The 21,834-nt window shown below is 67.9% G+C and carries 15 protein-coding genes; 7 read left to right on the top strand and 8 right to left on the bottom strand.

The features are described from left to right. Positions 1-608 precede the first annotated feature (608 nt). From NGM07_RS22405 to NGM07_RS22395, 3 genes are all read left to right on the top strand, one after another. Positions 609-1,991 (top strand): aspartate aminotransferase family protein, encoded by a 1,383-nt coding sequence (locus tag NGM07_RS22405; protein ID WP_253520632.1) that lies wholly within the window; start codon positions 609-611, stop codon positions 1,989-1,991. A gap of 47 nt (positions 1,992-2,038) precedes the next feature. Continuing rightward, positions 2,039-2,428 carry a Rid family detoxifying hydrolase gene (locus NGM07_RS22400; RefSeq protein ID WP_253520631.1) on the top strand — a complete coding sequence of 130 codons (390 nt, stop codon included), beginning with the start codon at positions 2,039-2,041 and terminating at the stop codon, positions 2,426-2,428. Between the two features lie 133 nt (positions 2,429-2,561). Beyond that, a complete protein-coding gene (locus NGM07_RS22395) occupies positions 2,562-3,323 on the top strand; it encodes an SDR family NAD(P)-dependent oxidoreductase (protein ID WP_253520629.1) in 762 nt (253 codons plus the stop codon). 51 nt (positions 3,324-3,374) lie between these two features. On the opposite strand, the gene NGM07_RS22390 is transcribed toward NGM07_RS22395, so the two are convergent. Then, positions 3,375-4,028, bottom strand: coding sequence for a DUF8102 family protein (locus tag NGM07_RS22390; RefSeq protein WP_253520627.1), 654 nt, complete (start codon positions 4,026-4,028; stop codon positions 3,375-3,377). A 586-nt stretch (positions 4,029-4,614) separates the two neighbouring features. Here NGM07_RS22390 and NGM07_RS22385 point away from each other — a divergent pair. Both NGM07_RS22385 and NGM07_RS22380 read left to right on the top strand, forming a co-directional pair. Beyond that, entirely contained in the window at positions 4,615-6,240 is a 1,626-nt protein-coding gene (locus NGM07_RS22385; protein ID WP_253520626.1) for a BCCT family transporter, read from the top strand. A gap of 131 nt (positions 6,241-6,371) precedes the next feature. Then, entirely contained in the window at positions 6,372-7,745 is a 1,374-nt protein-coding gene (locus NGM07_RS22380; protein ID WP_253520624.1) for an aminotransferase class III-fold pyridoxal phosphate-dependent enzyme, read from the top strand. 65 nt (positions 7,746-7,810) lie between these two features. On the opposite strand, the gene ilvA is transcribed toward NGM07_RS22380, so the two are convergent. Next, complete coding sequence (gene ilvA, locus NGM07_RS22375; RefSeq protein ID WP_253520622.1) at positions 7,811-9,082, bottom strand: threonine ammonia-lyase; 1,272 nt, start codon at positions 9,080-9,082, stop codon at positions 7,811-7,813. Then, positions 9,079-10,515, bottom strand: coding sequence for an amidohydrolase (locus tag NGM07_RS22370; protein WP_253520620.1), 1,437 nt, complete (start codon positions 10,513-10,515; stop codon positions 9,079-9,081). Before NGM07_RS22370 ends, ilvA begins: the two co-directional genes overlap by 4 nt. A 126-nt stretch (positions 10,516-10,641) precedes the next feature. Between NGM07_RS22370 and NGM07_RS22365 the strand changes: the two genes are divergently transcribed. Both NGM07_RS22365 and NGM07_RS22360 read left to right on the top strand, forming a co-directional pair. After that, positions 10,642-11,628 carry an NAD(P)-dependent oxidoreductase gene (locus NGM07_RS22365; RefSeq protein ID WP_253520618.1) on the top strand — a complete coding sequence of 329 codons (987 nt, stop codon included), beginning with the start codon at positions 10,642-10,644 and terminating at the stop codon, positions 11,626-11,628. Between the two features lie 6 nt (positions 11,629-11,634). Next, a complete protein-coding gene (locus NGM07_RS22360) occupies positions 11,635-14,943 on the top strand; it encodes an FAD-binding and (Fe-S)-binding domain-containing protein (protein WP_253520616.1) in 3,309 nt (1,102 codons plus the stop codon). 118 nt (positions 14,944-15,061) lie between these two features. Here the strand turns inward: NGM07_RS22360 and gdhB are convergent, their stop codons facing one another. The 5 genes from gdhB to NGM07_RS22335 all read right to left on the bottom strand — a co-directional run bounded on the left by gdhB (position 15,062) and on the right by NGM07_RS22335 (position 21,668). Next, complete coding sequence (gdhB, locus tag NGM07_RS22355; protein WP_253520614.1) at positions 15,062-16,384, bottom strand: glutamate dehydrogenase GdhB; 1,323 nt, start codon at positions 16,382-16,384, stop codon at positions 15,062-15,064. 1 nt (position 16,385) lies between these two features. Beyond that, positions 16,386-17,564 carry a M24 family metallopeptidase gene (locus tag NGM07_RS22350; RefSeq protein ID WP_253520612.1) on the bottom strand — a complete coding sequence of 393 codons (1,179 nt, stop codon included), beginning with the start codon at positions 17,562-17,564 and terminating at the stop codon, positions 16,386-16,388. A gap of 167 nt (positions 17,565-17,731) precedes the next feature. Then, a complete protein-coding gene (locus NGM07_RS22345) occupies positions 17,732-18,070 on the bottom strand; it encodes a hypothetical protein (protein WP_253520610.1) in 339 nt (112 codons plus the stop codon). An 86-nt stretch (positions 18,071-18,156) separates the two neighbouring features. Further along, positions 18,157-18,765, bottom strand: coding sequence for a hypothetical protein (locus NGM07_RS22340; protein WP_253520608.1), 609 nt, complete (start codon positions 18,763-18,765; stop codon positions 18,157-18,159). Positions 18,766-18,821: 56 nt separating this feature from the next. After that, positions 18,822-21,668, bottom strand: coding sequence for a PAS domain-containing protein (locus tag NGM07_RS22335; RefSeq protein WP_253520606.1), 2,847 nt, complete (start codon positions 21,666-21,668; stop codon positions 18,822-18,824). Positions 21,669-21,834 lie beyond the last annotated feature (166 nt).

The following is a 21,834-nucleotide window of genomic DNA, read 5'->3' as shown; positions in this document are numbered from 1 at the left end:
ATGTCCTGTCATCGCCGACGACCGGCGATGACTCGTGCGGATATGATCGTAAGGGACGATTCCTACATAAGGCCTTCGAACCGGCCTCGATATCCGCCCACCGTCGCCGACCGACGGTGGTTCTTCGGATATAGTCGTAGGAGACGACCTTACTTAAGGGCGTCGAAGCCCGCCGAGGATGTGCGAGATTCGCACGCCCCGGGCAACTCCGTCCCTTGTCCACTCCGTGGGGGAACGCCCCCGGAGCGCCGCATCCATTCTATCCGATGCACCCGACTAATTAAAGCCTGACGATTGCGAGGCTCATCGACAGCCCTTCTCACCCACGTTACGGCGATGCACGGCGCCGGCATCGAAGCGGTTCGGTACCGAACGGTCCAGACGACGGAAACCGTCTCGAACGAACACACCTGGAACGTCATCGGGAGCAGTTCGTCTTCGGGATACGAACGCTACCGTCGGACGAAGAGTGCCGAATCCGACGGTGGGTATCGCCCGTACCGTACTCGTGAGGTCGAAATCGTAACCACGATGAAACCGATTATTGTGTACGCATTGAATGGAAATCGTGGATAAGTTATTTATGACTGTTTCACATGCGTTCACGTATGACAGCGGGACCACCCATCGACGAACTGCACTACGACGAAGCGCCGAGCGTGGACGCCGTCCCGGGACCGAACTCCCGACGGCTCCTCGAAAAACAGCGCGAAATCGACAGCAGCGCCGTCGCGTACCCGGAGGACATCCCGGTCGCTTTCGACGAGGGGAAGGGAGCGACAGTACGGGACGTCGACGGGAACACGTTCATCGACATGTTCGCCGGCATCGGCGTACTGAACGTGGGTCACGCCAACCCGTACGTGATGGAGGCGGTCCACGAGCAGGCCGACAAACTCGTCCACACCGTCGACTTCCCGACGGAGGCCAGACTCGAACTCATCGAGAAGCTCGACGATATCGCGCCCGAGGGCCTCCGGGGGAACAACAAGGTCGTGTTCGGCGGTCCGACCGGGAGCGACGCCATCGAGGCGGCCATCAAGCTCTCGAAGTACAATTCGGGCGGCGACGGACTCATCGCCTTCCGCGGGGCCTACCACGGCGCGACCAGCGGCGCGATGAGCCTCACCGGCAACAAGAAGTTCAAGGGCCACTACACCCCGCTGCTGTCGGACGTGACCCACGCGCCGTATCCCGATCCCTTCCGTCAGGACAAGAGTCCCCAGGAGGCGGTCGACCGCGCGCTCGAAGAGGTCCAGGCCATCCTCGAAGACCCGTACGGCGGCCTCGCCAACCCGGCGGGCATCGTCGTCGAACCCATCCAGGGCGAGGGCGGCATCGTCACGCCCCCGGAGGGATTCCTCTCGGGCCTGCGCGACCTGGCCGACGACAACGACGTGACGCTGGTCTTCGACGAGATACAGAGCGGATTCGGTCGCACCGGCGAGTGGTGGGCCAGCGAGTGGTACGACGTCACGCCCGACGCGATGACTTCGGCGAAGGCGCTGGGCGGCGTCGGCTTCCCGCTGTCGGCGACGATGTACCACGAGGACCTCGACACGTGGGGGTCGGGCGACCACGCGGGCACGTACCGCGGGCACGTGGTCGCGATGCGCGCGGGGTCGCACGCAATCGAGTACATACAGGACCACGACCTGCTGGCCCACGGCCGGGAACTGGGCGAGTACATCCGCGACCGCCTACGCGAGGTGGGTGAGGAAACCGGCCGAATCGGCGAGGTCCGGGGCAAGGGCTTGTTCGTCGGCGCCGAGTTCGTCGACGAGAACGGCGACCCCGACGGCGACACCGTCGACGAGATCCAGGACTACTGCTTCGAACACGGCGTCCTCGTCTGGAAGGCGGGCCGCCACGGCAACGTCCTGCGACTCCTCCCGCCGCTGGTCATCACCCGCGAACTGACCGAAACCGCGATGGAGGTCATCGCGGAGGCCGTCCGCGAAGCCGGGGCGAGACGGAGCCAGACCGCCTGACCGACGAACGAACGACTCGCGACGAACGACCCACCGACTCACCTTCTATGAGCGAAACCGACAGAATCGTCACGGACGACGCACCGCGCAACGACAACCCCTACTCGCAGGGCGTCCGGGCCGGCGACACCCTCTACGTCTCGGGCTACGGCCCCGTCGACCCCGAGACCGGCGAGGAGGTCGAGGGCGACGTGCGGGCCCAGACCGACCGCGTACTCGACAACGTGGCCGCCGTGGTCTCGGAGGCCGGCGGCGACGGACTCGAGGACGTGGTGAAGGTGAGCGTCTACATCACCGACCTGGACGACTACGACCGGGTCAACGACGCCTACGGCGCGCGGTTCGACGACGACCCGCCCGCCCGGGTCTGCGTCGAGGTTTCGCGGCTTCCTGGCGACGTGCGGGTCGAGATGGACGCCGTGGCCTATCTGGGCTGACGGTCGGCGACCCGGGCTTTTCACACAGTCTTTTCTGCACGGCCGAGTTAGACGGCCCGCGAGCGCCCGTGCGGACCGGGGTGTCGGTCGTTTCGAGTTCCAAAGTTATGGGACGGGGGTCCGTAGGCCACGTATGCGACTCGATGGCAAGACGGTGCTCGTCACGGGTGCCGGCTCGGGAATCGGCGAAGCGACCGCCAAACGCTGCGGCGAGTACGGCGCGCGAGTGATCGTCACGGACGTCGACGCGCCCGGTGCGGAGGAAGTCGCGGAGACGGTCCGCGCCGACGGCGGCGACGCGGAGGCGCACGAACTCGACGTGACTGACCCCGAGCAGGTGGCGAGCGTCGTCGAGGCCGCCCACGAGGAGTACGGACTGGACGGACTCTTCAACAACGCCGGCGTAGGTCACCCCGGCGAGTTCATCGAGGACGTCGACGAGAGCGTCCGCGACTTCGTGGTGGACGTCAACGTCAACGGCGTGTGGAACTGCTGTCACGCCGCCCTGCCGCTACTGAAGGAGCAGGGTCACGGCTCCATCGTCAACATGTCCTCGATAGCGGGCAAACTCGGCCTGCCCCGCCAGTCGGTGTACTCGCTGACGAAGGGCGCGGTGCTGAACTTCACGCGCGCGGCCGCCCAGGAGGCCGGGCCGCGCGGCGTCCGGGTGAACGCCGTCTGTCCGGGCTTCGTGGACACGCCGTTGACCGACCGGTACTTCGCGGAGCGGGAGGACCCCGAGCGGGCCCGCGAGCAGATGGAGAAACAGTACCCGCTCAAGCGACTGGGCGAACCGGAGGAGGTCGCCGACTGCGTCGCCTTCCTCCTCTCGGACCACGCGTCGTGGGTGACCGGCCACGGGCTGGTGGTCGACGGCGGCTACGAGAGCGGGTGAGCCTCGCGACCGAATTTCCGGACTCGGACGGTGGTGAACTGCGACCACGCCTCAGTCGTTGAGTTCCTCGATGCGCTGGTCGCGTTGTTCGGTCGCGGCGTTGACCCGCTCGATGAACTCGGTCATCTGTTCTTTCATCTCCGAGCGGATGGAGGTCGCCGAGAACTCCTCGGACTCCGAGAGCAGGCGGACGAACGCCCGGAGTTCCTCGTCGGTGACCTCCTCGTAGTCGCCGAACTCCAGTTTGTCTATCACCGCGTCGACGTCGATCTGACCGACGGGGTCGACGTTGAAGTCGACGGTCACCATCCGATAGTCCGACCCCGCCAGTTCCTGTTCGGCCTTGTTGACCCCCTGGGCGAGCATGTCCTTGAACGGGGTGTAGTAGCCCATCGTCCCGAGGTGGAGGAACGCGAGCATGTCGGTGATACCCTGGGTGTAGGCGTCCCGGGCGTCGTCATCGGGGTTGAACACGGTTTCGCGGTCCCGGTCCTCCAGATGCTCGAAGATGATCGAGAAGTCGAGGATGGCGTTCCGGATGCGCCGCCGGATTCGGTTTCGCTTCTGCTTCTTGGAGTGTTCGGTGTAGTCGGTCTTGCGTTCGAGGAGGAACTCGCGGTCGCTCGGGGTGAGGATGCCCCTGCCCCGGTCGGGGGAGTAGGTGAGGCTTCGCTCGGATTCGGTGTCGTCACTGGGACTCGCCATACACAGATTGTGTGTACTAAAACGATTAAGAGTTACGGAAGGACACCGTTCGAAAAGAGCGGCCGTCCTCGGAGGCCCCGAGAGTGTCAAAATCCACGTTTCTCTGTATCCGAGACGGTTTCCGCGAAACGACCCATTTACAGATAACGTTGACAGACTATAATTCAAAACGAAATCGGTTATTTTCTCTCGGTATCGTCAGATACGAGACGAGTCCGGCGCTCGACGCGGCCGCGCCCTCCGGCGACTCGCCGACGCGTATTCGTTTTGACCGTACACAGATTACGTACTCGACTCGGTTCTGTAAACGTATTCCGTATCCACCGATTCCAATAATCGTAACGTTTATCACGATATTTCACGACATGCGTGATGTACGACACCGCGAGTCATGGTCAGTGAGGGACTATCCCATGGAATGTAACTCGAACGGCCGTCGTCGGCAAGCACAGACCGCAACGCGAGCGAACGAGCGACTCGGGATGAAGGGTGGGCGGTGGGCGAATCCCGACATGTCGGCCGGGGTGAACAGAAGTGCGACGACTCCGCGGAGCGTCGCGCGCGGTCGCAACGGAGGTGAGCAGGCGTGAGCAACGCCGACCAGGGCGCCGTCGAGGAGTTCCTCGACGAGATAGAGCCGACCATCTTCGCGTTCGGCGCGGGCATCACGCTGTTGTTCGTGGCGGCGTTCGCGCTGAGCCCGGACGCGGCCTACAAGTTCGTCGACAACATCCGCATCTGGATTCTGGCGCACTTCAACTGGTTCTTCCTCCTCGTGATGCTCGGCTTCGTCCTCTTCCTCGCGTTCCTCATCTTCGGTCCGTGGGGACGGCTCAGACTCGGCGACGAGGACCCCGAGTACAGCTTCTTCTCGTACTTCGCGATGATGTACTCGGCCGGACTGGCCGCGGGCATCGTCTTCTGGGGCCCCGCCGAGGCGCTGTTCCACTACTCGACGGTGCCCCCGCTGTACGACGTGCAGGCCAAGACCGCCGCGGCGATGCCCGTCGCGGTGCAGTACTCCATCTTCCACTGGAGTCTGACCCAGTGGTCCTGCTTCACCGTGATGGGGCTGGCCATCGGCTACTTCGTGTACAACTACGACGCGCCGCTGCGCGTCTCGGCAGTGCTGACGCCCATCCTCGGCGCCGACAACGTCGACGGCGCGATCGGCAAGATCGTCGACATCATGGCGGTGTTCGCGACCCTGGGCGGGGTCGCCACCTCGCTGGGCTTCATCGGGAGCCAGTTCATCACCGGCCTGAACTTCCAGTGGGGCATCCAACTGGGCGACATCGGGACCATCCTCGTCATCACCGGGATGACGGTCATCTTCACCGTCTCGCTGGTGCTGGGCGTCGACAAGGGCATCCGTCGGCTGTCGAACTTCAACATGACCGTCTTCCTGTTGCTGATGGTCGCCACGCTGATATTCGGCCCGACGTTCCGCATCCTCGAACTCGCGACCCAGGCGACCGGCCGGTTCGTCTCCGACTTCTTCGTGACGAGCCTGTACGCGCAGGCGACCGCCACCGAGGCGAACAAGTGGGTCAACATCTGGACCGTCTTCTACTGGCTCTGGCCGCTGGCGTGGTCGCCGTTCGCCGGCCTGTTCATCGCCCGCATCTCGCGGGGTCGAAGCGTCCGCGAGGTGGCGTTCGCCGGCATCGGCGCGACGTCGCTGGCGACCATCCCGTGGTTCGCCATCGTCGGCGGGTCGGCGGTGCTGATGCAGAACTCGGGCGCCGCGAACATCCTCGGCCCCATCAACCAGTACAGCGAAGCGGTGTCGGGCTACGTGCTGTTCGGCGCGCTCCCCATCGTCGGCACCGTCCTGCTGTTCGCGTTCCTGGTGCTCGTGACGACGTTCTTCGTCACGTCGGCCGACTCCTCGACGCTGGCCGTCTCGATGATGACGACCGGCGGCAAGGAACATCCCTCCTCGCTCAACCGCGTCTTCTGGGCGGTGCTCCAGGGCGCGGTCGCGTCCATCCTGATGGTGGTCGGCGGGGTGAACGCGCTCCAGTCGGCGGCCATCATCACCGGCGCGCCGTTCGCCATCGTCTGTCTGGTCGCGATGCTGGGCCTCATCAGGACGTTCCAGTCCGAAACCGGCGGAGTCCTCCTCCAGGACCGGACGACGATATTCGGCAAGCCGAGCGAACCCGACGGCGCGGCCGGTCGCGCGAAGATCGCCCAGGACGACGACTGAACGTCGGAGGGCGACGCGTCGTTCGGACGACTCGTCCGAACGGCCGACCGACCCGACTTCCACCCGGCGGGCGGCTCCACGCCACCCGTTTGATAACAAGTTTTAATTGACGGTGCATACATTTTCTGTGTATGGACAGGGATACCGCGGAGCCCGACGTGGGCGCGTTTCCCGGCCCGAACGCCAAAAAGTGGATTTCGTTTCACAAGGAGCACGCCGCCCCGAGCGAGTACTCCCACGAGTTCGTCTGGGACGTGACAGGCGACGCCGACGGCCCGTTCGTCACCGACGTGGACGGCAACGTCCTGCTTGATTTCACCTGCCACATCGGCGCCGCCCCGCTCGGTTACGACAACGAGAAGGTGCTCTCGAAGCTCCGGGAGTTCGACCTGGTCGAACCGATGAAGATCGCGGGCCAGGACATGTACTTCGGCGCGGGCGCCGACCCCGAGGAGACCGAGTTCCCGGGGTCGAGCCACCTGATGGAGAAACTGGTCGACGTCTCGAGTCAGTACGGGATGGACACCGTCTTCCTCAGCAACTCCGGCGCGGAGGCGGTCGAGAACTCGATGAAGATCACCTACGACCGCAACCCGGCCGCCAAGTACGGCTTCGCGTTCACCGGGAGTTTCCACGGCCGGACGCTCGGCACCCTCTCGGTCACCCGGTCGAGCGAGGTCTACACCCGCCACTACCCCGAAATCGGCGGCGTCCGGACGGTGCCGTTCTGCGACGACCGCGAGTACGACCCCGCGAGCGCCGACGGCTCCTGCGACTGCGGCTTCTTCACCGCCGACGGCTCGCAACTCAGGAACGCCCTCTCGCCCGAGGGCGGCCACATCAACCCCGAGGAGGTCGGCTTCCTCGTGGTCGAGCCGATTCAGGGCGTCGGCGGCTACCGCTTCCCGAACGAGGCGTTCGCGACCGAGGTCAACGACGTCTGTGAGGAGTACGACATCCCGCTGGTCGTCGACGAGATTCAGTCGGGGATCGGCCGGACCGGCGAGATGTGGGCGTCGGACCACTACGACTTCGAACCCGACGTCATCGCCAGCGCGAAGGCGCTCCGGGTCGGCGCGACCATCTCCCGGTCGGACGTGTTCCCCGAGGAGAAGAACCGCCTCGGCTCGACGTTCGGCGGCGGCGACCTGCTCTCGTCGATGCAGGGCGCGTTCACCCTGGAAGCCATTGAGGAGCACGACCTGCTCGACAACGCCACGGGACGGGGCCGCCAGGCCAGGGAGCTGCTCGCCGACGGCGCGCCCGACCACGTCGAGGACGTCCGGGGCAAGGGCCTGATGCTCGCGGTGGAGTTCGACACCAAGGAGCGCCGCGACGCGGTGGTCGCGGAGGCGCTGAAGCGCGGCCTGCTCACCCTGGGCTGTGGCGCCAAGACCATCCGCCTGCTCCCGCCGCTCGACTCGACCGAGCGCGAGATCGAACTCGGCGTCGGTATCTTCAACGAGGCCGTCGAGGCGGCCGGCAAGACGCCGTCGGTGGTGTAGGGGCACCGTTCTCTCGCCGTCCCTCCTCGCGAACTGCTGGGGAAGTGAGAGCGAGCAGCCGGAGGTTACCGCGCGAGGTCGTCGTCGACGACCGCCACGCCGTCGAGGTCGTCCAGGGCGGCTATCGCCCCGGCGAGGTGGTCCGGCCCGCTCCCCGCCAGACTGGCGGTCACGGGCGTGCGATTGGGGTCGTCGGCTGCGGTCCGGCGGGCGCGTTCCACCGCGTCCAACTGCGCGCCCTCGTCTTCGAGCGTCTCGGTGACCGCCGCGAGGTCCCCCGGCCAGCCCTCAACCGCCAGCCGAACCGTCGCGTACCGGCCGAGTTCCGCGAGGCCGGCGCGCGCGAGTTCGCCGTGTTCGGTGAGGTCGACGTTTCCTCCCGAGACGACGACGCCGACGCGCTCTCCTTCGACGTCCACCTCGCCCGAGAGGAGCGCGGCGAGCGGGGCCGCGCCGGCCGACTCGGCGACGGTCTTGGCGCGTTCCGCGAGGAGCGCGACGGCCGCGGCGATGTCGCGGTCGCTCACCGCGACGGCGTCGTCGACGCGCTCGCGGACGACCGCGAACGTCTTCGGGAGTAGACGGGTGTCGGCGATGCCCTCCGCCACCGTGTCGACGCCCGGCAGTTCGTGGATCTCGTCGCGGTCGAGCGACGGTTTGGCGTGGGCCGCGCCCTCTGGCTGGACGCCCACGACCCGGACGTCCGGGTCGTGGGCCTTCAGCGCGGTGGCGACACCCGAGATGAGGCCGCCGCCGCCGATGGCGACCAGCACGGTGTCGAGGTCGGGCAGCTGTTCGCGGAGTTCGAGGCCGACCGTCCCCTGGCCCGCGACGATGGCCTCGTCGTCGAAGGGGTGGACGAACGTCAGACCCGTCTCGTCGGCGAGTTCGAGCGCGTACTGGTAAGATTTCTCGTAGATGTCGCCCTCGACGACGACCTCCGCACTGTACCCCCGGGTGGCCTCGATCTTCGCCGCAGGGGTGACCTCCGGCACCACGATGGTGGTCTCGATGTCCAGCAGGTCGCCCGCGAGCGCGACCCCCTGGGCGTGGTTGCCGGCGCTGGACGCGACGACCCCGCGCTCGCGCTCGGCGTCCGAAAGCTGGGCCATCTTGTTGTACGCGCCGCGAATCTTGAACGACCCCGTCCGCTGGACGTTCTCCAGTTTGAGGCCGACCGCGGCCGCGCCGCTCAGTTCGGCGAAGGTGGACGAGCGGTCGAGCGGCGTCCGGTGGACCACGTCGGCGAGGCGCTCGCGGGCGTCCTCCACGTCCGCGAGCGCGACCACCTCGTCGGCGCTCGGGACGGCGTCGGCTTCCCCCGATTCGGAGCTCATGGCTCGCTTCCCGCGCCGGCGTCCGTCTCCGCGGTCGGGTCGTCTCGGGCGGCCGACCCGCCGCCGTCGGTCGCGCGGGACGACCTGACCGCGTCGTCCCGCGCGACGGGGCCGTCCTCGGCCACCCGTAGAATCGAGTCGGTCAGCACCTCGACGCCGATTTCGAGGCTCCGCTCGTCGACGTCGAACGTCGGCGTGTGGTGGCTCGTCGGGTGGTCGGTGCCGACGATGAGGTAGGACGCCAGCCCACCCTCCTCCTGGACGCGCTCCATCAGGAAGGTGGCGTCCTCGCTCGCGCCGAAGTCGGCGGTCGGCACCACCGTCTCGACGCCCGAGACGCCGCGGGCCGCGTCGGCGACGACCTCGACGAGTTCGGGGTCGCTGTCGGCGCGGGGCGACTCGCTCACCACGTCGACGTCGGCGGTACAGCCGTGCATCTCCGCGGCGTTCTCGAACACACGCAGGAGCCTGTCCTTCACGTACTCCTTGAGTTCGGTCGTCTCGCCGCGGGCCTCCGCCACCACGTCCGCGTGCTCGGCGATGATGTTGCTCGAAGTGCCGGCCTCGGCCTTTCCGACGTTGACCCGGGTCATCCCGTCCTCGTGGCGGGGGATGCCGTAGGCGTTCTCGATGAGCGTCCCGAGCGCCTGCATCGCGTTGTTCCCGTCCTGGGGCGCCTTGCCCGCGTGCGAGGAGGTCCCCCGGATGGTGGCGTCGACGTGGCACATCGCCAGCGGTTTCTCGATGCCCGCAACCACCTCGCCGGTCGGGTGGTCGAGGCCGACGTGGACCGCGAAGAGGTAGTCGAGGTCGTCGGCGTACCGGCTCTCGGCCATCGGGTGGCCGCCGCCGGAGGTCTCCTCGGCCGGCTGGAAGAAGACGACGAGCCGACCCGAGAAGTTGCTGTCCTTGATCGCTTCGAGCGTCGCGAGCCCCCAGGTCATGTGGGCGTCGTGGCCGCAGGCGTGCATCGTCTCGCCGGACTCCGACCGGAAGCCCTCGGCCGTGGGCGCGTGGTCGTCGTCCTCCGACTCCTCGATGAACAGACCGTCGATGTCGACCCGCAGACCGACGGCGGGACCGTCGGTCCCGCCGTCGGGGTCTGCACCCCCGGCGTCCGCGTCGGCGGCGTCAGTGCGGTCGAGCACGGCGACGACGCCCGTGTTCCCACCGTCCATCTTCTCCAGCAGGTCGGGGTCGGCGCCGCGGTCGCGCGCCCGTTCGCGCCACTCGTCTACGCTCTCGGCCTTCGGGACGGCCATCCGGTCGTCGGGGTCGTAGACCTCGGTGCCGACGGCGAGTTCGTCCACGCCGATGGCCCGCAGTTCCTCGACCAGTCGGTGGGTGGTGTAGAACTCGCGCCAGGCGGGTTCGGGGTAGCGGTGGAACTCGCGTCGCACGTCTGAGAGTCTCTGGCGTATCGGTTCCGGCATGAGCGACCCTAACGCGCTCCAGCCACTTATTAGTAAACGGTTTTCGTTGATAGCGACTACACAAAAGGACTAAGTTAGATTGTCGCAATACGTAGCTTAACGGACCGCAGTCACACAGAAGTTACTATGAGCGACCATTCGGACATCGTCGTCCTCCGCGAGGGGACCGAAGGGCTGTCGATGGAATCGTACGCCGAGGAGTTGCGCGAGCGCCTGCCCGACCGGTCGGTCGCGCTCGCCCGGACGCCGGGCCAGGAGCGCGAACTCGTCGCCGGCGCGCGAATCGTCACCGGCATCACCGTCGACGCCGACCTCCTCGACCGGGCCGACCGCCTCGAACTGTTCGCCTGCACGTTCGCGGGCACCGACCACGTCCCGATGGACGCGCTGGCCGAGCGCGGCGTCGGCGTCACGAACGCGGGCGGTATCCACGCACCGGGCATCGCCGAGCAGGCCGTCGGCAACATCCTGACGTTCTCCCGGCGACTCCACGAGGGGTGGCGGCGCAAGCAGAACCGCGAGTGGCGACACTTCCAGTCGGGCGAACTCACCGACAAGACCGTCACCGTCGTCGGCCTCGGCTCCATCGGCCAAGAGGTCGTCGAGCGTCTGCAGGGCTTCGGCGTCGACACCATAGGCGTGCGCTACACCCCCGAGAAGGGCGGGCCGACCGACGAGGTGGTCGGCTTCGAGGAGGAGGCCATCCACGACGCCTTCTCCCGGAGCGAGTACGTCGTCGTCGCCTGCCCTCTCAACGACATGACCCGCGGCCTCGTCGGCGAAGAGGAGTTCAAGACCCTGCCGCCGGAGGCGGTCGTGGTCAACACCGCCCGCGGCCCCATCGTCGACACCGACGCGCTGGTCGCGGCGCTGCGCTCGAACAAGATTCGCGGGGCGGCCCTGGACGTGACCGACCCCGAACCGCTCCCGGAGGACCACCCGCTCTGGAACCTCGAAAACTGCCTCATCACGCCCCACACCGGCGGTCACACGCCCAAGCACTGGGAGCGACTCGCCGACATCGTGGCGACCAACGTCGAACGCCTCGACACCGGCGAGCGACTGGAGAACGAGGTGCTCGCGCCGGAACCGTCGACGTCGGAGTCGCACTGAACGACGATGGCCACGAACGACACCACCGACGACGCGTCACGCGACGCCGTCGACGGCGCGTCCCGAAACCCCGACGAATCGACCCGTGACCCGGCCGCCGACCCCCGCGCCGACTACGACTACGTCGGCGGCGACGAGGTCCGAACGGACCTCGTCGCCGACCTCGTCGAGCGCGTCGACGGCGAAGTCCGGTTCGACGAGTACAGCAGACAGCTGTACGCGACCGACGCCAGCGCCTACGAGGTCACGCCGGTCGGCGTCGTGATGCCGGAATCGACCGACGACGTGGCGGCGGTGATGGCCTACTGCGCCGACCGCGGGATTCCGGTGCTACCGCGGGGCGGCGGCACCAGCCTCGCCGGCCAGGCCGTCAACGAGGCAGTCGTCCTCGACTTCACGGCACACATGGGCGACCTGCTGGAGGTCGACCCCGAGGACCGCCGGGCGCGCGCGCAGGCCGGCGCGGTCCTCGCCGACCTCAACGCCGAACTCGCGCCCCACGACCTGAAGTTCGCGCCCGACCCCGCCGCCGGCAACCGAAGTACCATCGGCGGGGCCATCGGGAACAACTCGACGGGCGCTCACTCGCTGAAGTACGGCAAGACCGACGCCTACGTCGAGGAGGTCGAAGTCGTCCTCGCCGACGGCACCGTGACGACCTTCGGCGCGGTGACGCTCGACGAACTCCGGGACGGCGCCGACCCCGACGGCGACCTCGAAGCGCGAATCTACGCCGAGGTTCGCCGAATCGTCGAGGAGGAAGCCGACGCCGTCGAGGAGGTCTACCCGCAGCTCAAGCGCAACGTCTCGGGATACAACCTCGACAGGCTCGTAACCGAGGCCCGCGAGGCGCAGGGCGCCGCGGAGGGCGCGAGCGGCTCGGGGACCGTCAACCTCGCGCGCCTGTTCGCCGGGAGCGAGGGGACGCTCGGCATCGTCACCGAGGCGACCGTCTCGCTCGAACCCGTCCCCGAAACCAAGTCGGTCGCGCTGTTGACCTACCGCGACCTGCTCGACGCGATGGCCGACGTCGACGCCATCGTCACTCGTCACGACCCCGCCGCGGTCGAGGCCATCGACGACGTCCTGCTCGACCTCGCGCGCGATACCGAGGAGTTCGCCGACGTGGTCGCGATGCTCCCCGAGGGCACCGAAACCGCCCTACTGGTGGAGTTCTACGCCGAGGACGACGCCCACGGCCGCGAGCAGGTCGCGGCTCTGCTCGAAGACCGGGTGGGCGAGGCGACCGGCGAAGCCGGCGCGGCCGCGCCGGACGCCGAGGGAGGCGACGAATCGGACGCCCAGCCCCGCCGCGCGTTCGACGCGCTGGAGGCCTACGACGACGCCGACCGTGCGAAGCTCTGGAAGCTCCGGAAGTCCGGGATGCCCATCCTGCTGTCGCGGACCTCTGACGCCAAGCACATCTCGTTCATCGAGGACACCGCGGTGCCGACCGAGAACCTCGCCGACTACGTCGCCGACTTCCAGCGGGTGTTAGAGGACAACGACACCTTCGCCAGCTTCTACGCCCACGCCGGGCCCGGCTGTATGCACATGCGCCCGCTGGTCGACACCAAGAGCCCCGCGGGCGTCAACCAGATGGAATCCATCTCGGACGCGGTGACCGACCTGGTGGTCGAGTACGGCGGGTCGGTGTCTGGCGAACACGGCGACGGCCGGGCGCGCACCCAGTGGAACCGCAAACTGTACGGCGAGCACGTCTGGCAGGTGTTCCGCGACCTCAAGACCGCGTTCGACCCCGACTGGCTGCTGAATCCGGGGCAGGTCTGCGGCGACGTCGACATGACCGAGAACCTCCGGTTCGACCCCGACTACGAGTTCGACGCGGGCCTCGACCCCGCGCTGAACTGGGAGAACGAGAACGGCTTCCAGGGCATGGTCGAACTCTGTCACGGCTGCGGGGGCTGTCGCGGCCAGCAGGACACCACCGGCGGAGTGATGTGTCCGACCTACCGCGCCGCCGACGAGGAGATCACCGCGACCCGCGGCCGGGCGAACGCGCTTCGACAGGCGATGTCGGGCGACCTGCCCGACGACGAGCAACTCGACACCGAGTTCATGGCCGAGGTGATGGACCTCTGCATCGGCTGCAAGGGCTGTGCCCGCGACTGTCCCTCGGAGGTCGACATGGCGAAACTGAAGGCCGAGGTCGAGCACGCCCACCACGAGGAGCACGGCGCCAGCCTCCGCGACCACGTGTTCGCGCACGTCGACCGTCTCAACGCCGCGGGGTCGGCGCTCGCGCCGGTGTCGAACTTGGCGGAGAAGGTGCCCGGCGCCCGGACCGTCATGGAGAAGACGCTGGGCATCGCCCGCGAGCGCAGTCTCCCCAACTTCCACCGCGAGAGCTTCGTCGACTGGTTCGAGGCCCGCGGCGGCCCGCAGGTCCCCGCCGACGAAGCGACCCGGAAGGTCGCGTTGCTCCCCGACACCTACACCAACTACAACCACCCCGAGGCCGGCAAGGCCGCGGTCCGGGTCCTCGAAGCCGCGGGGGTGCGGGTCCGCATCCCGGCCGACGTGACCGCCACGGGCCGGTCGGCCCACTCGAAGGGCTTTCTCGACGTCTCGCGGGCGTGCGCCGAGACGAACGTGCGGGCGCTCGCGCCGAAGGTCCGCGACGGCTGGGACGTGGTCGTGGTCGAACCCTCCGACGCCGTGATGGTCCAGTCGGACTACCTCGACCTCCTGGCCGACGACGAGACTCCGGAGGCCAGTCGCTCGGGCGAGCAGTACACCGAACCCCGGACCGCCGACCCCGAGGCCGGACTGGAAGCGTCGGACTCGGCGGGCGAGGGCGGAGCGCCGAACTCGGCGCCCGAGGGTCGCCCGCGGGCGACCCTCGGGCGCGAAACCGAACGGGTCGCCGCCAACACCTACGGCGTGATGGAGTACCTCGACGCCTTCGACCTGACCGACGCGCTCGCGCCGTCCGATTCGGACGACTCCGCGGGCGACGCGCCCGCGGAGTCGCTGACCTACCACGGCCACTGCCACCAGAAGGCCACCAAGAAGGACGGCCACGCCGCCGTCGTCCTGCGGGCCGTCGGCTACGAGGTCGACAGGCTCGATTCGGGCTGTTGCGGGATGGCGGGAAGCTTCGGCTACGAGGCCGAACACTACTCGATGAGCCGAGCCATCGGCGATATCCTCTTCGAGCAGGTCGAGGAGAGCGACGGCGAGACGGTGGTCGCGCCCGGCGCGTCCTGCCGGACCCAACTCGGCGACTGGGAGGGGACCGACGACGAACCGCCCCACCCCGTCGAGAAGGTCGCCGAAGCGCTCGACCGGTAGCGAGTCGCGCCGTTGGCACTCTTCTAAAACCGATTTCCGATTCTCGTTTTCGGTCGCGCTCTCGCACGGACTACGCGTCGCAGAAAAGCGAAATCGACGGGCGTCGGCGGGGCCGACCCTACGGCCAGAGGCCGCGGGTCGCCTTCGCCTCGGCGATGCGCGAGAGCGCGACGACGTAGGCGGCGTCGCGCCAGCCCAGGTCGCGCGCCTCGACCTCCTCGCGGACGGCGTTCCAGGCCTTGAGCATCTCCTCTTCGAGTTCGGTGTTGACGCGCTCGAGCGACCACGACCGGCGGTTGATGTCCTGAAGCCACTCGAAGTACGACACCGTCACCCCGCCCGCGTTCGCCAGGATGTCCGGAATCACCGGAATCCCGCGCTCCTCCAGGGCCGCGTCGGCGGCGAAGGTGGTCGGGCCGTTCGCGCCCTCGACCACGACATCGGCCTGGATGTCGTGGGCGTTGTCGGCGGTGATGACGTTGCCGATGGCGGCCGGAATCAAGACGTCGACGTCGAGTTCGAGAATCTCCTCGTTCGAGAGCTTCTCGGGCGCGTCGTGGGTCATCACGGCCTCGGGCTCTTCCTCGTGAGTCGGCACGTCGCGGGTGTCCAGACCCGAGGGGTCGTAGATGGCGCCGTTGACGTCCGAAACCGCCACCACGGTCGCGCCCCAGTCGTCGAGAAGTCGGGCGGCGTTCGCGCCCACGCTCCCGTAGCCCTGCACCGCGACGCTGGTGTTCCCGATGTCCCAGTCGTAGTAGTCGATGGCCTCACGGGTGATGATGGCCACCGACCGGCCGGGGGCCTCCTCGCGGCCCTCGCTCCCGCCGACGACCGGCGGTTTGCCCGTCACGACGCCGGGGACCGTCTCGCCTTCCTGCATCGAGTAGGCGTCCATGAACCACGCCATCGTCTGGGCGTCGGTCCCCATGTCGGGGGCCGGCACGTCCTTCTTCGGGCCGATGGCGTTGCGGAGTTCCTCGGCGAACCGGCGAGTGAGTCGCTCACGCTCGCCTTCGCTCAGTTCCTTGGGGTTGACCGCGACGCCGCCCTTGCCGCCGCCGAACGGGAGGTCCATCACCGCGCACTTCCAGGTCATCCACATCGACAGCCCGATGCACTCCTCGGTGTCGACCTCGGGGTGGTAGCGCAGGCCGCCCTTGTACGGTCCCCGCACGTCGTCGTGCTGGGCGCGGAAGCCCGCGAACACCTCGACTTCGCCGCTGTCGCGCTTCAGCGGCACGGCGACCCGCTGGACCCGCGTCGGGTGTTTGAGCCGCTCGATGACGCCGGGGTCGACGTCGACGTGGGCGGCCGCCTGCTCCAGTTGCCGCCGCGCGGTCACCAGCGCGGAGGCCGGTTCGGTCGACCCGCCGTCGGCGACCGTCCGGTCTTGCCGATTCGCTTCGATTTCGGTTCGATCTGATTCGTCCGTTCCCATGTTACGCGGTAAAGAGTTCGCGCGGGAAGTTTGCCAGGGTTTCGGCTCCGGTCGAGGTCACCCGGAACGTCTCGCTCAACTCGACGCCGAAGTCGTCGAACCAGAGGCCCGGAATCATGTGGAAGGTCATGTTCTCCTCCAGGACGGTCTCGTCGCCGGGTCGGATGCTGGCGGTGTGCTCGCCCCAGTCCGGCGGGTAGCCCAGTCCCATCGAGTAGCCGATGCGGTCCTCCTTCTCGACGTCGTACTTCGCGATGGTGTCGCGCCAGGCCTTCTCGACCGACTCGGCGGTGACGCCCGGTTCCGCGGCGTCGAGCGCCGCCTCGATGCCCTCGACCACGATGTCGGCGGTCTCCCGAATCTCCTCGGGCGGGTCGCCGACGAACGTCGTCCGGGCGAGCGGCGAGTGGTAGCGGTGCCGACAGCCCGACAGTTCGATGATGACCGGGTCGCCGTCCTCGAACGGTCGGTCGGTCCAGGTGAGGTGGGGCGTGCCGGTGTGGTCGCCAGAGGGCATCAGCGGGACGATGGAGGGGTAGTCGCCACCGTAGTCATCGGTGCCGTCGATGAGCGCCGAGTAGATGGCCTCGGCGGCCTCGTACTCGGGGACGCCCTCGCCGATAGCATCCAGGCCCGCCTCCATCGCGTTCTCGGAGATGCGGGCGGCCTGCTCCATGTACTCCAACTCCCGGTCGGACTTCTTGACCCGGACCCAGTTGACCAGCAGGGTGTGGTCCTCGAAGGACGCCTCGGGGAGGTTCTCCTGCAGTCGGGTGTAGGACTTGGCGGTGAAGTAGTAGGCGTCCATCTCCAGGCCGATTCGGCCGTCGTCGACGCCGAGGTCCTCGATGACGCCCGCGACGAAGTCCATCGGGTGGAGGTCGTACGGCGAGTGGACGTGGTCGTCGCTGTAGGCGCGGATGCTTTCCTCGGCGAGCGTCGTGGTGGCTCGCGCGCCGTTGGCGTCCATCTCGCGGCCGACCCACACCGGTTCGTCGCGGTCCGGCGTGACGACGACGCCCTGGTGGACGTAGAACGACCACCCGTCGTACCCGGTGAGGTAGTTCATGTTCGACGGGTCGGTGACGACGAGGGCGTCGAGTTCCTCCTCGCGCATCCGCTCTTTCGTTCGGGCTATGCGGCGGTCGTACTCGCTCTGGTCGAAGACAGCTTGTGACATGGCAACGCAGTTCGTCAAGGGGTTCACCGAGGAGCCGTTTAACTTTTTTGTGTACATTGGAAACGGATTGTGTGTATAGCCCGGGCGACGACCGCCGCGAAGACGCCCGGGTCCCGGTCCTCCGAAGGGTCGCCGCGAGCGACGGTGTTCGCCGTCGCTCGCGGCGATTACTCCCGAATCAGCGAAGCGGTGAACAGCGCGAGAAAGGCGAGTCCCGACAGCGTTTCCAGGTCGGCGAGGTAGGTGCTCGCCCCGACCGGCGCGAGATTCGTCGGGCCGCCCAACGCGAAGGTCTGAACGCTCAAATGCAGGCTTTTCTGCCAGACGATAATCAAGTACCACTCCGGATGCGCGATGGGGTCCGAAAGCTGATACGTGATGGTGTTCCCCCCGACCGTCGAGGTGAACCCCGTGAACGGGTACACGAGTGAGAACAGCAGTATCGTGGCGACCGCTCCGCCGGCGAGGATGAGCGGACTCGCCACCGAGCGTCGTCGAACGTCCATGGAAGAACGTTCCTCGTCCGCCCACTTTAAATTCAACTCAGTGGCGGCTTCTATCGCAGGCGGAGGACGAGCGCACGGGAGTGCGCTCAGAGGGGACCGCCCCGGACGCACTCGGCGAACACCGGCACCGTCCGGGAGAACTCGTCTCCCGCCAGCGAGACGGTCGCGTCGACCGACCGGGGCGCGGCTTCGACCAGCCGCGAGAGTTCCACCGCGTCCGTCTCGACCGTCGTCCCGTCTTCGACGCGGACCGGCGCTACCAGCCGAACGACGAGCGAGTTCCGCAGCGAGAGTCCCGGCGGTTGACCGACGCCCGAGCCGAACCGGTCGGTGCCGAGGCGGGCTTCGGTGACCTCGCGCACGCGCTCGACGGCCGCCTCGGCCGCTTCCATCGACGCCCACTTCCGGAAGCGGAACGTCCCGAACGAAACCGGGCCGTCGGCGTTCTCCATCGCGACGTACCGAACCGTCGCGTTCCTCGGAAAGTACTCGATGCCGTCGTCGTACCCCGGTTCGTCGGCGAGCGTCCGTTCGACCGCGACCGGGTCGCCGCGACAGCGAACCGACTTCGAGGGTGGCGATTCGGTCGACGGGGTCGTTCGCCCGAGGACGGTTCCGGAGGTGAGACGGTCGAGACAGCCGGCGGTGCCGGCGGTCGTCGCCGCCAGCGTCGCGAGGAGGGCGCGTCGGCGCATCGGTCGGAGTCGTCGCCGAAACGACAAAAGTCTCGCGGTGGGGCCGGTCGGTCGGGCTACTCGTCGGCGCGACCAGACCGCTCGCCGGTGACGTCGCAGTCGACGTTCGTGAACTCGAAGCGCGCGCCGCCCGACTCGCTCTCGGTCACCCGACAGTCCCACCCGTACACCCCGGCCAACTTCTCGATGAACGCGAGTCCCAGGCCGGTGCCGCCGTTCCCCGCCGCGGTCGTGTAGCCCGCCTCGAAGACGGTTTCGCGCTCGTCCGCAGGGATGCCGGGACCGTCGTCGGCGACGTAGAAGCCGTCAGGCAGGTCGCCGACCGTGACGTCGACCCCGGGGCCGCCGTGTTCCACCGCGTTCTCCAGCAGGTTTCGGAACAGGTGGCGGACGTACGTCCCGTCGGCCCGAATCGTCCGGTCGACCGCGATGGAGACGGTCGCATCCGGGGCTTCGACGTCGGCCCAGGCTTCGCGGGCCGCGTCGGCGAGGACGACCGGCGCTCGCTCGCTGACCACGTCGCGGCCGCGGGTCAACACCAGCATCACGTCGATCATGTCCTCGATGCGGTCGAACGACTCGGTGACGTACTCGACCGCGTCGGGGGCCACCTCGGCCGGGAGTTGGCGCCCGTATATCTGGCCGATGGCGACGGGGTTGCGGAGTTCGTGGGCGAGCATGCTCGCGAACGATTCGAGGCGCTCGTTGGACTCTTCGAGTTTCTCGACCGTGCGTTCGAGTTTGCGCTCGCGCTCGACGTGTCGGGTGACGTCCTGGGTGAAACTCAGTCCGGCGAAGACGTCGCCGTCGGCGTCGCGCAGCGGCGTCGCCCAGACGCGCCAGTGCCGGCCGGCGAACGCCGTGTCGATGCTCGCCGTCTCGCCGTCCTCGACCGCCGCCCGGAACAGCGGTTCGATGTCGTCGACCGGTCCCTCGGGGAACACCTCGCGGAGCCGACTGTCTTCGAGTCGGTCCCGACCGGGGAGTTTCTCGCCCAGGACCGCGCCCCGGGTCAGCGTGAACCGGAGGTCGGGGTCGTAGACGCCGACCGCACCGTTCGGGAAGTGCTCTGCCAGCGTCCGGTAGCGCCGTTCGGACGCCTCCAGTTGGCGCTGGTACTCCCGGCGCTCGGTGATGTCGGTCAGCGTGGCGACGCCGCGGGTGACCTCACCGGACTCGCCGTAAATCGGCATCCCGTGGACCATGATTACCCTGCGCTCGCCGTCGGCGGTTTCGATCTCGAAGACGTCGGGGTCGGTCACCTCCTCGCCCCGGAGAACGCGGGCCAGCGTCCACTCGTCGGGGGCGACGGCCTCGCCGGTGTCGGCCCACCACCCGCGGTACCGCTCGTAGTCGGCGACGCCCGTCGCGTCGAACGTGTCGACGTCCCAGACGTCCTTGGCGGCCTCGTTCGCCTCGATGACGGTGCCGTCGGCGTCCGTGACCACCACGCCGACCGGGAGCACCTCGAACAGCGTTTCGAGCTGTCTCCGGTGTTCCTGAAGCTCCTGCTCGGCCCGCTTTCGCTCCGTGATGTCGGCGAGCGCGCCGGGGAAGTTGACGGGGTCGCCCGCCTCGTCGCTCTCGACGTGGCCGCGGGCGACGACCCACCGCAGTTCGCCGTCGGCGTTCCAGACGCGGTACTCCTCCTCGTACTCGCCGCAGGTTTCGATTGCCGCCTCTATCTCGCGTTCGACTCGCTCGCGGTCGGCCTCGTGGATGGCCGAGACGATTCGGTCGAGTTCCACGCCCTCCCGGGCCGCCTCGGGGTCGACGCCGAACGTCTTGGCGAACGACGCGCCGGTGACGAACCGGTCGTCGGGGATGTTCCACTCCCAGGTTCCGACGGCGCCGGCCTCGGTCGCCGCCTCGAGTTGAGACTTGGCGTCGTCGAGGTACCGCTCGCGCTCCTTCTGCTCGGTGACGTCCTGGGACATGCCGAACGCGGCGAAGATGTCGCCGTCCTCGTCCCGGACCGGCAGAACCCAGATTCGGTAGGACGACCCCTCGTACTCGATTTCGAACGTGCTCGATTCGCCTTCGAACGCGGCCTCGTAGCGCGGGGCGAGTTCGTCCGCCAGTTCCGACGGCAGGGCGTCCGTGAGCCGACGCCCCTCCGGTTCATCGGTGGTGCTCCCGAGGGGATTACCGCCGACGGTCCGGTACCGGAGGTCCTCGTCGACCAGCGCGACGGCGCCGTTCGGGAAGTGTTCGACCAGCGTCCGGTACCGGCGCTCCGATTCGACGAGTTCGCGCTCGCGGTCGCGGCGCTCGGTCACGTCCTGGAAGTAGACCGACAGCCCCGACTCGGAGGGGTAGGCGTGGACCTCGTACCACGCGTCGAGCGGTTCGGGGTAGTAGAACTCGAAGGCGGTCGGCTCGCCGGTTTCCATCGCTTCGCGGTACTCCTCGCCCAGTTTCGAGTCGGTCGCCCACTCGAAGGTCTCCCAGAGGTTCTCGCCGACGAGGCCCTCACCGCGGTAGTCGATGAGTTCCTCGGCGCGCTCGTTGACGTGCGTGAACCGCCACTCGTCGTCGAGCGCGTAGAACGCGTCCGAGATACGTCCGAACACCTCCGCCAGTTCGGTTTCGAACTGCTCGCGCGCCGCCTCGTCGGCGAACGCGCCGTCGAGCGCCACCTCGTCCGCTAACGCGTCGGCGACTGGAGTTCGGTCCTCGGGAGACGCGCGGTCGGCGGGGAGCCACCACACGCGACTCCGCGCGCCGACCTTCTTGGACCGAACCTCGTCCCGGTCGGCCAGTTCGGCGAGCTTGTTATAGGCGGTTCGCCGACTGCAGTCGAGCTCCGCCGCGACTTCGCTCGCCGTCACGGGTTCGTGGGCCGTCGGCGTCCCGCCGCAGGCGGCGAGCACGTCGTCGGGCGAGATTCGGCCAGCGTCCATTGGCGGTTACTCCACAGGAGCGAGCCAAAAGGATTTCCCTCGAAGGAAAGAGTGGGGCCGGTTCGGGACGGCCGTCCCGAACCGGCCCCCGACCGCAGAAACGATACTTTGACCGCAGAAGCGACACTCCGACCGCAGAAACGACGCTCCGGCGGTAGACGGGCGG

Origin of the sequence: Halorussus vallis (assembly GCF_024138165.1) — an archaeon.
Lineage (GTDB): Archaea > Halobacteriota > Halobacteria > Halobacteriales > Haladaptataceae > Halorussus > Halorussus vallis.
This window is presented reverse-complemented; position numbering and strand designations above follow the sequence as displayed.